The organism is Actinoplanes oryzae (genome assembly GCF_030757795.1).
In the GTDB taxonomy this organism is placed as follows: domain Bacteria; phylum Actinomycetota; class Actinomycetes; order Mycobacteriales; family Micromonosporaceae; genus Actinoplanes.
Window position 1 is genome coordinate 16,745 of the sequence record NZ_JAUQWH010000118.1, and the last position, 11,409, is coordinate 28,153.

General features: G+C 74.4%; 12 protein-coding genes. 10 read left to right on the top strand and 2 right to left on the bottom strand.

What is annotated here, in order from left to right; all coding sequences use genetic code 11:
• Positions 1–12 precede the first annotated feature (12 nt).
• The 8 genes from RBH18_RS30465 to RBH18_RS30500 all read left to right on the top strand — a co-directional run bounded on the left by RBH18_RS30465 (position 13) and on the right by RBH18_RS30500 (position 6,982).
• The gene (locus RBH18_RS30465; protein ID WP_306213903.1) at positions 13–1,380 is read left to right on the top strand and encodes an MFS transporter; all 1,368 of its coding nucleotides are present in this window, start codon (positions 13–15) and stop codon (positions 1,378–1,380) included.
• 10 nt (positions 1,381–1,390) lie between these two features.
• A complete protein-coding gene (locus tag RBH18_RS30470) occupies positions 1,391–1,750 on the top strand; it encodes a GntR family transcriptional regulator (RefSeq protein WP_306213904.1) in 360 nt (119 codons plus the stop codon).
• A gap of 93 nt (positions 1,751–1,843) precedes the next feature.
• Positions 1,844–2,857, top strand: coding sequence for an ABC transporter substrate-binding protein (locus tag RBH18_RS30475; protein ID WP_306213905.1), 1,014 nt, complete (start codon positions 1,844–1,846; stop codon positions 2,855–2,857).
• Positions 2,854–3,645, top strand: a complete 792-nt coding sequence (locus RBH18_RS30480; protein ID WP_306213906.1) for a class I SAM-dependent methyltransferase — start codon at positions 2,854–2,856, stop codon at positions 3,643–3,645. Before RBH18_RS30475 ends, RBH18_RS30480 begins: the two co-directional genes overlap by 4 nt.
• 120 nt (positions 3,646–3,765) lie before the next feature.
• Positions 3,766–4,584, top strand: coding sequence for an ABC transporter permease (locus RBH18_RS30485; RefSeq protein ID WP_306213907.1), 819 nt, complete (start codon positions 3,766–3,768; stop codon positions 4,582–4,584).
• 83 nt (positions 4,585–4,667) lie between these two features.
• Entirely contained in the window at positions 4,668–5,318 is a 651-nt protein-coding gene (locus RBH18_RS30490) for a DUF998 domain-containing protein (RefSeq protein WP_306213908.1), read from the top strand.
• A 12-nt stretch (positions 5,319–5,330) separates the two neighbouring features.
• A complete protein-coding gene (locus RBH18_RS30495; RefSeq protein ID WP_306213909.1) occupies positions 5,331–5,702 on the top strand; it encodes a YciI family protein in 372 nt (123 codons plus the stop codon).
• 20 nt (positions 5,703–5,722) lie between these two features.
• Positions 5,723–6,982 carry an RNA polymerase sigma factor gene (locus RBH18_RS30500; RefSeq protein ID WP_306213910.1) on the top strand — a complete coding sequence of 420 codons (1,260 nt, stop codon included), beginning with the start codon at positions 5,723–5,725 and terminating at the stop codon, positions 6,980–6,982.
• Positions 6,983–7,014: 32 nt separating this feature from the next.
• Here the strand turns inward: RBH18_RS30500 and RBH18_RS30505 are convergent, their stop codons facing one another.
• Complete coding sequence (locus RBH18_RS30505) at positions 7,015–7,695, bottom strand: nucleotidyltransferase domain-containing protein (protein WP_306213911.1); 681 nt, start codon at positions 7,693–7,695, stop codon at positions 7,015–7,017.
• A gap of 52 nt (positions 7,696–7,747) precedes the next feature.
• Between RBH18_RS30505 and RBH18_RS30510 the strand changes: the two genes are divergently transcribed.
• On the top strand, positions 7,748–7,882 hold the full coding sequence (locus RBH18_RS30510) for a hypothetical protein (RefSeq protein WP_306213912.1): 135 nt from the start codon (positions 7,748–7,750) through the stop codon (positions 7,880–7,882).
• A gap of 10 nt (positions 7,883–7,892) precedes the next feature.
• Here the strand turns inward: RBH18_RS30510 and RBH18_RS30515 are convergent, their stop codons facing one another.
• Positions 7,893–8,885 carry a phosphotransferase gene (locus RBH18_RS30515; protein WP_306213913.1) on the bottom strand — a complete coding sequence of 331 codons (993 nt, stop codon included), beginning with the start codon at positions 8,883–8,885 and terminating at the stop codon, positions 7,893–7,895.
• A gap of 58 nt (positions 8,886–8,943) precedes the next feature.
• Here RBH18_RS30515 and RBH18_RS30520 point away from each other — a divergent pair.
• On the top strand, positions 8,944–11,409 hold a 2,466-nt coding region (locus tag RBH18_RS30520), incomplete at its 3' end, for an ATP-binding protein (RefSeq protein ID WP_306213914.1).

The following is an 11,409-nucleotide window of genomic DNA, read 5'->3' on the forward strand; positions in this document are numbered from 1 at the left end:
GATCATGCCGCGGTGACCGCCACCACACAGCCGCACAGCACCCGCCGCGAGCGCACCGGCTGGTACTTCTACGACTGGGCCTGCTCGGCCTACTCCACCACCGTGGTGACGGTGTTCCTGGGGCCGTTCCTGACCACCGTCACCGAGCAGGCCGCCGGGTGCGCGCTGGGCGCCGACGAGTGCACCGGCCGGGTCCATCCGCTGGGCATCAGCGTCGCCGCCGGCTCCTTCTTCCCGTACATGGTGTCGCTGTCGGTGCTGCTGACCGTGCTGGTGCTGCCGGTCATGGGCGCGATCGCCGACCGCGCGGCGCGGCGCAAGCCGCTGCTGGCCGCCACCGCCTTCACCGGGGCCGCCGCCACCGCCGCGTTCGCGTTCGTCACCGGCGAGCGCTACCTGCTCGGCGGCATCCTGCTGGTGATCTCCAACGTGGCGCTCGGCGCGTCGGTGGTGGTCTACAACTCGTTCCTGCCCCGCCTGGCCGGGCCCGACGAACGCGACAAGGTGTCCAGCCGCGGCTGGGCCCTGGGCTATCTGGGCGGCGGGTTGCTGCTGGCGCTCAACCTGGTCGCGGTGACCCTGTTCAGCGTCGACGGCGACGACCAGCGCACCCTGGACCTGGCCCGCTGGAGCATCGTGTCGGCCGGCGTGTGGTGGGCGCTGTTCACCCTGATCCCGCTGCGCACCCTGCGCGAGCACCCGCCCGCCGACACCCCCGAGCGGCGCGGCAATGTGCTCACCGACGGGTTCCGCCAGCTGGGGCACACCCTGCGCGGGCTGCGCGCGTACCCGCTGACCTTGTTCTTCCTGGCCGCGTTCCTGGTCTACAACGACGGCATCCAGACCGTCATCAGCCTGGCCAGCCAGTACGGCACCGAGGAGCTGCACCTGGGCCAGTCGGTGCTGATCGTCACGATCCTCATCGTGCAGTTCCTGGCCTTCGCCGGCGCGCTGCTGCTGGGCGCGCTCGCCGGGCGTATCGGCGCGAAGCGGACCGTGCTGCTGGCCCTGGCCGCCTGGCTGGGCGTCATCCTGGCCGCGTTCTGGCTGCCCGAGCGCGCCGCGGTGCCGTTCATGGCCCTGGGCGCGGCGATCGGCCTGGTCATGGGTGGCAGCCAGGCGCTGAGCCGCTCCATGTACGCCCAGCTGATCCCCGCCGGGCGCGAGGGCGAGTACTACGGCTTCTACGAGATCGGCGACAAGGGCACCAGCTGGCTGGGCCCCCTCGCGTTCGGCCTGGTCTACCAGCTGACCAACAGCTACCGCATCGGGCTCGTGTCGCTGGTGGTGTTCTTCGTCGCCGGTGGCATCCTGCTGGCGGCGGTCCCGCTGCGCCGGGCCGTGCTCGCCGCCGGGAACACCCCGCCGCGGCTGACCTGAGAGGATCCGCGTGGACATCGCCATCGACGCCGGCTCGCCCGTGCCCCCGTACGAGCAGGTGCGCCTGCGCATCGCCGAGCTCGCCGCCGCCGGGCAGCTGGCCGCGGGCACCCGCCTGCCGCCGGTGCGCCGGCTCGCCGAGACGCTCGGGCTGGCCGTCAACACCGTCGCCCGCGCCTACCGCGAGCTGGAGCAGGCCGGCCTGGTCGAGACCCACGGGCGCGCCGGGACGGTGGTCACCGCCGCGGCCGCCGGGGTCCCCGCCGCGGCCCGCGCCGCCGCCGAGGAGTACGCCCGGCGCACCAGCGCGCTGGGCCTGACCCCCGCCGCGGCCCTGGACCTGGTGCGCGCGGTGCTCGACCGGCCCTGAACGCCCGGGCCTGTCGGATACGGGACTCCACAGTGGGCAGTTGATCGGTAGACTTCGATGCCTGGATCTTGCCTACTCGCACGGGAGGCCCCCATGGGCCGGGCACGCACCTTCCTGCTGATCCTCTTCCTCGCCCTGAGCGCGAGCGCCTGCGGCGACGACACCGGCACCCCGGGCGCCGCGGCCTCCGGCGGCACCCTCACCAAGATCACCTATCTGACCGCGTTCGGCGCCGCCGGGCGTGACGCCTTCGCCTGGATCGCGCAGGACAAGGGCTACTTCGCCGAGGCCGGGCTCGACGTCGACATCAAGCTCGGCGCCGCCACCGGGGAGAACCTCAAGACCCTCGCCGCCGGGCAGGCCGACATCATCGACCTGGACCTGGTCGGCGCCATCATCCTCGCCGGGCAGAACAAGTACCGCGACTTCCGGGCCTTCGCGATCCTGCACCAGCGCACCCTGGTGTCGATCATCGCCCCCGCCGACGGGCCCATCCGCACGCCGAAGGACCTGGCCGGCACCACGCTGGGCGCGGCGACCGGCTCGGTCAACCAGCTGCTGTTCCCCGCGTACGCCAAGGCCGCCGGCATCGACCCGGCAAGCGTCACCTGGGTCAACGCCGCCCCGCAACAGGTCCCCGCCCTGCTGGCCGCCGGGCGCGTCGACGCGCTGAGCACCTTCCTGATCGGCCGGCCCGGCATCGAGAAGGCCGCCGGCAAGCCCATGACCGTCCTGCCCTACGGCGACCTGCTGCCCGACCTGTACGGCAACGCCCTGATCACCACCGCCGAGCGCGCCACCGGCGACCCCGAGCTGGTCAAACGGTTCCGCGACGCCGCCCTCAAGGGCCTGCAGTACGCCGGCGCACACCCCGACGAGGCCGCCGAGCTGGTGCACCGGCGCAACCCGGCCTCGGCCGTCGAGGCCGCCAAGGGCGAGGTGACGCTCATGGCGCCCTACACGACCCCGCCGGCCGGGCAGCCGCTCGGCGCCCTGGACAAGCAGCGCGTCACCCGCACCATCGAGGTCCTCGTCAACGGCGGGCTGTTCCCCGCCGGGCTGCGCGCCGAGCAGGTCGCCGACTTCAGCCTGGCCCCCGGCGCATGAGCACCGCACCGGGCACCTACGCCTTCGACAACGACGACCCGCAGGCCGCCGACCGCCACCGGCACCTGGCGGCGATGTTCGACGAGCTGACCACCTCCCGGCTGGCCGCGCTCGGCGACCTGAGCGGATGGCGCTGCCTGGAGCTGGGCGCCGGCGGCGGCAGCATCGCCGCGTGGCTGGCCGGGCGCGGCGCGCACGTGCTGGCCACCGACCTCAACGTGCGGCACCTGCACGCCGGCGCCGGCTACCGGGTGCTGCGCCACGACCTGGTCACCGAGCCCCTGCCCGCCGGCGCGTGGCAGCTCGTCCACGCCCGGTTCCTACTCACCCACCTGCCACAGCGCGAGCAGATCCTGCCCCGGCTGGCCGCCGCGCTGGCCCCCGGCGGGGTGCTGCTGCTGGAGGAGTTCGCCACCGGCAGCTACCGCGACGCCATGCTGGCCGCCCCCGCCCCCGCCGACCGGCTCGCCTACGACCGCTACTACGACACGCTGATCGACACCGTGCTGCCGGCGCTGGGCAACGACCCGTACTGGGCGCTGCGCGTGCACGCCGCCATGCTGCAGGCCGGCCTGACCGGCGTCGACACCGTGGTGCACGCCCGCTCCTGGCCCGGCGGCACGCCCGGGGCGCTGCTCAACGCGGTCAACATCGCCCAGCAGCGCGCCGGGCTGCGCGCCGCCGGGCTCAGCGACACCGACCTCGACCGGGTCGACGCGCTCATGCACGACCCGCGCGTGGTGGTCCGCGGCCACGTCGTCCACTCGGTCCTGGGCCGCCGGCCATGACCGGCGCCTCCGGGCCCCGCGGCGCCGGGACCACGGCCATGACCAGCACCTTCGTCCCCGCGGCGCCGGGACCACGGCCATGACCAGCACCTTCGTCCCCGCGGCGCCGGGACGGCGGCCGTGACCCGCGTCGAGGATCCGCCCGTCGCCCGCGAGCAGCCGCCGGCGCCCGGGCGCGAGGGCCGGCGGTGGGCGGACCTGCTCTCGCCGGCGATCGCGGCCCTCACCGTCGTCGCCGTGTGGTGGTGGGTCACCGAGGCGCTCGGCATCCGGGCGTTCTTCCTGCCCTCGCCGCCGGACATCGTCGCCGCCTGCCGCCGCGAGCCCGGCTACCTGGCGACCTCGCTGGGCTGGACGCTGCTGGAGACCCTGGCCGGCTTCACGATCGCCGCGGCCGCCGGGATCGTGCTCGCCGTGGCGCTGACCACGTGGCGCGCCGTCGAACGGGCGCTGCTGCCGCTGCTGGTGGCGCTCAACGCCGTACCCAAGGTCGCCATCGCCCCGCTGCTGGTGGTCTGGCTCGGCTTCGGCGCCCGGCCCAAGATCGTGCTGGTGGTGCTGATCTCGTTCTTCCCCGTCGTGCTGGCCTCGGCCGCCGGGCTCACGGCCACCCCGGCCGAGCTGACCGAGCTGTCGCGCTCGCTGGCCGCCTCGCGCCGGCAGACGTACCTGCGGGTGCGCCTGCCCTGGGCCCTGCCGCAGATCTTCGTCGGCCTCAAGGTCGCGGTGTCCCTGGCCGTCGTCGGCGCGGTCGTCGCCGAGATCAACAACCCGGACGTCGGGCTGGGCTCGGTGATCGCCCTGTCCAGCACCTCCGCCGACACCCCGCTGGCCTTCGCCGCGATCGTCCTGCTGGCCCTGCTCAGCGTCGCCCTGTTCTACCTGATCGCGGCGGTCGAACGCCTCGTCCTGCCCTGGGCGCGCGCCATCACCGGCTGAGCCCGAAACCTTGCGGCGCGCAACGCCGACAAGTTTCCGGGCCCGCCGTGTCGATTCCGGCCGGGGCCGTTCGAGGGCTGGGCATGACACCATCCCAGGCTTGTGAGAACGACACCGCCGCCCGCGTCACCCGGAGCCTGCTCGGCTACGGCGCGCTGGCCGGACCCTGCTACGTGATCACCTCGGTGGCGCAGGGACTGCTGCGCGACGGTTTCGACTTCCGGCGGCACGAGTGGAGTGTGCTGGCCACCGGCTCGTACGGCTGGATCCAGACCGCCAACCTCGCGCTCACCGGCCTCATGGTGGTGGCCTTCGCCGCCGGGCTCTCCCGCGCGGCGGCCGGCGCCTGGGCGCCGCGGCTGATCGCCGTCCTCGGGCTCGGGATGATCGGTGCCGCAGCGTTCCGCGCCGACCCGCACGACGGGTTTCCCGCCGGCACCCCGGACGGGCCGGGCGAGGTCTCCTGGCACGGCCTGCTGCACCTGGCCACCTCCGGCATCGGCTTCCTGTGCGCGGTGACCGCCTGCTTCGTGCTGGCCCGCCGGTACGCCCGTGCCGGACGGCGCACCTTCGCCCGCGCCAGTGTGGCTGTCGGTGTCCTCTTCCTGCTCACCTTCGCCGGCATCGCGTCCGGCGGCGGCAGCGCCGGACCAGTCCTCGCCTTCTGCGCGGGGGTCGTCGCCCTGTTCGGGTGGATGGCCGTCGTGGCCGTCGACCGCTACCGCACCGTCTGATAGGAGATCACCATGCGATACCTCGTCCTGCTCAAGGCCGCCCACCCCGCCACCCCGCCGCCGCCGGAGCTGATGGCCGCCATCGCCCAGCTCGGCGAGGACGCCACCCGGTCCGGTGCCCTGCTCGACACGGCCGGGCTCGCGCCCAGCGCCGACGGCGTGCGGGTCGTGGTCGGCGGCGGCGAGGTCAGCACCACCGACGGGCCCTTCGCCGAGGCCAAGGAAATGATCAGCTACGCCCTGTACGACGTCGCGTCGAAGGAGGAGGCCACCGCGTGGGCGACCCGGTTCATGCGGGCCCACGCCGACGCCTGGCCCGGCTGGGAGGGTGAGGCGCAGATCCTGCGCGTGTTCGGGCCGCAGGACTTCGCGCCGCCGGCCTGACCCGTGCTTGGATCGGGGGCATGACGATCGACCCGGACCGCCTGCGCCGCACGGTGGAGGCGGTCTGGCGCATGGAGTCGGCCCAGATCGTCGCCGTGCTGGCCCGGATGACCCGCGACGTCGGACTGGCCGAGGAGGTCGCCCAGGACGCGCTGGTCATCGCGCTGGAGCAGTGGCCCCGCTCCGGTGTGCCCGAGCGTCCCGGCCCGTGGCTGATGGCAACGGCCAAGCACCGGGCGATCGACGCCCTGCGCCGGCGGGCCACCTACGACCGCAAGCTGCAGGAGGCCGGACGCCTGCAGCCGCCGCCGGTCGATCAGCCGGACCCGGACGACGTCATCACGGACGACCTGCTCCGGCTGATCTTCACCGCCTGCCATCCGGCGCTGAGCCCCGACGGCCGGGTCGCGCTCACGCTGCGCCTGCTGGGCGGGCTGAGCACCGGCCAGATCGCCCGCGCGTTCCTGACCGCCGAGGCCACGGTCGCGCAGCGGATCGTCCGGGCCAAGCGAAGCCTGGCCGGCAAGCGGATTCCGTACGAGATCCCGTCACCCGCCGAGCTGCCGGGCCGCCTGGCCAGCGTGCTGGAGGTGATCTACCTGATCTTCAACGAGGGCTACTCGGCCACCGCCGGCGACGACTGGGCACGCCCCGGGATGTGCCGGGAGGCGATGCGCCTGGGCCGTCTGCTGGCCGGCCTGATGCCGGACGAGGCCGAGGTGCACGGGCTGGCCGCGCTGATGGAGATCCAGGCGTCGCGCATCGCCGCGCGCACCGGCCCGGACGGCGCGCCGGTGCTGCTCATGGACCAGAACCGGCGGCTCTGGGACCGGTTGCTGATCCGGCGCGGGCTGGCCGCCCTCGACCGGGCGCGGGAGCTGGGCACGGCCGGCCTGTACACGGTCCAGGCCGAGATCGCCGCCTGCCACGCCCGCGCGTACGACCCGGGCGACACCGACTGGCCCCGGATCGCCGCCCTGTACACGGTCCTGGCCTATCTGGCGCCGTCACCGGTGGTCGAGCTCAACCGCGCCGTCGCGGTCGGTATGGCCGAGGGCCCGGAACGCGGGCTGGCCGTCGTGGATGCCGTCGCCGGCGCCGCAGCCCTGCAGCGCTACCCGCACCTGCCCGCGGTGCGTGGCGACCTGCTGATGCGATTGGGCCGCCACGACGAGGCCCGCGAGGCGTTCACCCGGGCCGCCGCCCTGACCCGCAACGCCGCCGAACGCGCGCTGTTCCAGCGCCGCGCGACCGAGGTCACCGCCGCGCACGGGCGGTGAGCAGGCCTTCCCCGCGCCGCCGGGCGGCAGCGTCAGCGGCTGATCATCAGGGTCAGGTCCCAGCCGTCGAGGACGTCGCCGAAGCCCTCGGCGCGGGCCAACCTCTCCAGGGGGCCGAGGACCACGGCCGGGTCGCCGGTGGCGGCGCCGATGAGCAGGTCGGCCGTCCACGGCTCGGGCAGCGGGTGGGTGGCGAGCTCCCAGCGCAGGTACTTGTTGTAGGGGCGGATCCGCCCGTACAGGGCGAACAGGGTTTCCAGCAGCCACGGCGCGGCCTCGATCTGCTCGAGCCGGGCCAGGTCGGGGTGCCCGTCGCGGCGGTTCTTCGCCGCGCGGTAGACGAAGTTGAGGTAGCCGTCGAGCTGCTCGCGTACCCGGGGCCCGCGTTCGGCGGCGGTGAGGGTGGCCTGGGCGTGCACGAGCCGGCCGACGAGCCCGTCGCGGCGGTCCAGCAGCACCTGCGCGCCGCGGAAGGCGTAGCGCTGCCAGCGGTCGGAGGTGTCGGCCAGGCCGGCCAGGGTCACCGGGATCGTGTCCAGCTGCGGGGTGCGGGTGGCGGTGGCCCACGGCTCGGCGTACTCGTCGACGACCACCAGCACGTCGTGGTCGGAGTGGGCGGTGGCCAGGCCGCGGGCGTGCGAGCCGGTCAGGATCAGCCCGGCCACCCGCGGGTCGGCGCGGGCGCGGGCGAGCAGCTGCTCGTAGGCGCTCATGGGGCGCAGTATTCCGGCCCGCGGGGACTGCCCGCGAGCGCATAATCCGATGATGATCAAGCGCATCGTCACGTACGGCACGCTGGGTCCGCTGCTGGTGCTGCTGCTGGTGTGGGCGCACCACAACGCCGAGCGTGTCGAGCGCCGCACCGACCAGACCGTCTGCCGGATCCGCGAGGCCTGCTGAGCGCCCGTGCTCAGTCCAGGGCCTCGCGGGCCCAGCGGGCCACGACCTGCAGCACCGGCGCCCGCCCGGCGAAGACCGCGGCCGGGTCGCGGGTGTCGTAGGCCCCGGCGCGCGGGGCTCGGCCGGCGGCCTGCAGCATGCGCGGGGCCAGCCACGCGTACTTGGCGGCGCCGGTCAGTTTGACCGCCCGCACGACCGTGCGGGCGTCCACGGCCCGGCCCAGCCCGCGCCGGTACTGCTCGATCACCGTGGCAAGCACGTCGTCGAGCAGGGTGAGGTCGGCCAGCCCGTCGAAGAACGTGTCCAGCACCAGGTTGGCCACGTCCTCGCCGATCGCGCCGGGCCCGCAGAACGCCCAGTCGAGCAGCACCGGCCCGCGTGCGGTGCCGATGAGGTTCATGGGCCACAGGTCGTGGTGGCACAGGGTGCGCGGCAGGCTGTCGGCGGCGGCCAGCAGATCCCCGCGGCGTTCCCACACGGTACGCAGCCCGGCGCGCAGCGGCGCCGGCCAGGCGGCCACGGCGACCGGGTGCTCCCAGTCCGGCGAGGTGACGAAGCCCTGGGCGGTGGTGTAGTCGCGCAGCCAGTCCCGCGCCAGCCACGGCTCGGCGGGCGGGCGGGTGAGCCACTGCGCGTGGGCCACCCCGGTGCGGTAGGCCACGTCGCCCAGCTCGCGTGTCGCGAACTGCGGGCCGGGGGTGCCGGGGACGTCCTGCAGCCACAGCGCGACGGTCCCGTCGTCGCGTTCCTCGATGTCCAGCAGCTGCGGGGCGTGGATCCCGGCGCCGGCCCAGGCGGTGGCGGCCAGCCCGCTCTCGTAGGCGTAGCGCTCGCGCAGCCAGTAGTTCCAGTGCCCGGGCTCGGTGGAGGCCTGGAAGTGCGCGGGCGCCGCGGGCCGGCCCGGGGTGAGCACCTTGAGCACAGCGGGGCTGCCGTGGCGGGTGGTGCGCCAGATGCCGCCGGTGACGCCGTTCAGCGTGTTGTGCGTGAGTTCCTCCGTCACGGCGATGATCGTAGAGGCGCCGCTAAGCGACGTGGGGGGTCGCGCCGAACAGCACGTCATGGCGCAGCAGTGGGCCCTGGTGGGCAACATCGTCGTCGGGTGCGCGTACGCGGCGATCACCATGGCGATCCTGGGCCCGGTGGTGCGGGCGGGGCAGCTGCGCACCAACCGGCTGGCCGTCGCCACGTCGATGATCTTCTTCAGTTGCGCGGTGGGGCACGCCCTGCACGCGGCGATGTACTGGCGCTCGGCGTACGAGGCGGCGGCGATGCCGGGGATGCCGCACGCCCCGGCGGGCTGGCCGTTGTGGCCCAGCGCGGCGTGGGACGTGCTGACCGCCGCGGTGGGGGTCTACTACTGGAGCCTGCGGCGCGGGTACAAGGTGCTGCTGGGTGGTTCCGGGGCGCTGTTCGAGGATGCCGGGGAGCAGCGGCGCCGCCACGACATCGAGTTGCGCGAGCAGGCCGAGGCGCAGCGCGACGCGCAGGCGGCGATGCTGCGGGCGGTGATCAGCAACAGTCAGTCGGCGATCTACGTGAAGGATCTCGACGGCCGGTATCTGCTGGCCAACGAGACGATCCAGCGGGCGTTCGGGCGTACGGAGGAGCAGATCCTGGGCCGCACGGACATCGACCTGTATCCGGCGATGGCGCCGGTGTGGCAGGCCAACGACCGGCGCGCGCTGGACGGGCCGATCCACGTCGACGAGCGTCTGGAGGTGGGCGGGCAGGTCCGGCTGTACGAGTCGAACAAGTTCCCCCTGTACGACGCCGACGGCACCCGGTACGCGGTGTGCGGGGTGTCGCTGGACGTGACCGAGCTGCGCCGGGCGACGCAGAGCGCGGAGGCCGCCCGTGACGAGGCGGTGGCGCAGTCGCGCGTCAAGAGCGAGTTCCTGGCCACGATGAGCCACGAGATCCGTACGCCGATGAACGGGGTGCTGGGCCTGGCGTCGCTGCTGATGGGCACCGAGCTGGACGCCACGCAGCGCCGGTACGCGGCGGGGATCCACTCGGCCGGCAACGCGCTGCTGGGCGTCATCAACGACATCCTCGACTTCTCGAAGGTCGAGGCGGGCAAGATCGTGCTGGATCCGGTGGACTTCGATCCGGGCGCGCTGCTGGCCGAGGTGGCCGCGCTGGTGACCCCGGCGGCGCAGGGCAAGGACCTGACGGTGGTCACCCGCCGCGGCCGGCGGCTGCCCGCCACGGTACGCGGCGACGGCGCCCGGGTGCGGCAGGTGCTGCTGAACCTGGCGGGCAACGCGGTCAAGTTCACCGGCAAGGGCAGCGTGACGCTGCGCGCGGATCTGCTCGAGCAGTCCGGCGGCGCGCCGGTGGTGCGTTTCGAGGTGACCGACACGGGCATCGGGATCGCCGCGGCCGACGCGCAGCGGCTGTTCGAGCCGTTCACGCAGGCCGACGCGTCGACGACCCGCACGTACGGGGGCACCGGGCTGGGCCTGGCGATCAGCCGGCAGCTGACCGAGGTGATGGGCGGCTCGATCGGGGTGGACAGCGAGCCGGGGCAGGGGTCGACGTTCTGGTGCGTGCTGCCCTTCGAGCCGGCCGCCGGGGACGCGTCGCAGCCGGCGCCGGACCCGGCGGGGCTGCGGGTGCTGCTGGCCTCCTCCGGCGCCGAGCGCCCGGGCGTCGAGGCCGATCTGCGCCGCTGGGGGTTCACCGCGACCGGGGTGGACACGGCCCCGGCGGCGATGCTGGCGCTGCGTGACGCGGCGGTGCTGGGCCGCCCGTACGATCTGCTGCTGCTGGACGCCGACCCGGGTGACGTGGACACCGCGGGCCTGGCCCGGGCGGTGGCCGCCGACGAGGCGATCCCGGCGGTGCACGTGGTGGTGCTCAACGAGCACCCGCCGCCGGGCGCGCTGTCGGGTGCGACGTATCTGCCCAAGCCGGTGCACCGCTCGGCGCTGTACGATCTGCTCGCCCAGTGCTCGGCGGCGCCGGCGCGCCCGGCGGGGGCGCCCGCCGCCGCGGTGCCGGCGCCCGGGTCGCGGGGCACGGTGCTGCTGGTGGAGGACAACGACATCAACCAGCTGGTCGCCGTCGGGGTGCTGAGCAGTCTCGGGTACGCCGCGGACGTGGCCGGCGACGGGGTGCAGGCGTGCGAGCTGGCCGGGCGGCGCCGTTACGACGCGATCCTGATGGACTGCCGGATGCCGCGCATGGACGGTTTCACGGCCACGGCCCGGCTGCGCGAGCGGGAGGCCGCCGGGGCGCCGCGCACCCCGATCATCGCGATGACCGCCAGTGCGCTGCTGGCCGACCGGGAGCGCTGCCTGGCGGCGGGGATGGACGACTACCTGTCCAAGCCGGTGAACCCGGGCGAGCTGGAACGCGCCCTGCACCAGTGGGTCCCGCGCGCGGCCGGCGCCGGCCTGCCGTCCGGTCCTTCCGATGCCGGCGCTCTTTGCGACGCCGGCGTTCTTTCCGATGCCGGCGTTCTTTCCGATGCCGGTGCGGCAGCGGGGTGGGCGTCGGGTGCCGACGATGCGGTGGGCCGG

What these genes read in the sequence shown, in the direction of transcription:
- RBH18_RS30475 (WP_306213905.1), top strand. Translation starts at nt 1,844, where the DNA reads ATGGGCCGGGCACGCACCTTCCTGCTGATCCTCTTCCTCGCCCTGAGC.
- RBH18_RS30480 (WP_306213906.1), top strand. Translation starts at nt 2,854, where the DNA reads ATGAGCACCGCACCGGGCACCTACGCCTTCGACAACGACGACCCGCAG.
- RBH18_RS30490 (WP_306213908.1), top strand. Translation starts at nt 4,668, where the DNA reads ATGACACCATCCCAGGCTTGTGAGAACGACACCGCCGCCCGCGTCACC.
- RBH18_RS30495 (WP_306213909.1), top strand. Translation starts at nt 5,331, where the DNA reads ATGCGATACCTCGTCCTGCTCAAGGCCGCCCACCCCGCCACCCCGCCG.
- RBH18_RS30500 (WP_306213910.1), top strand. Translation starts at nt 5,723, where the DNA reads ATGACGATCGACCCGGACCGCCTGCGCCGCACGGTGGAGGCGGTCTGG.
- RBH18_RS30505 (WP_306213911.1), bottom strand. Translation starts at nt 7,695, where the DNA reads ATGAGCGCCTACGAGCAGCTGCTCGCCCGCGCCCGCGCCGACCCGCGG.
- RBH18_RS30510 (WP_306213912.1), top strand. Translation starts at nt 7,748, where the DNA reads ATGATCAAGCGCATCGTCACGTACGGCACGCTGGGTCCGCTGCTGGTG.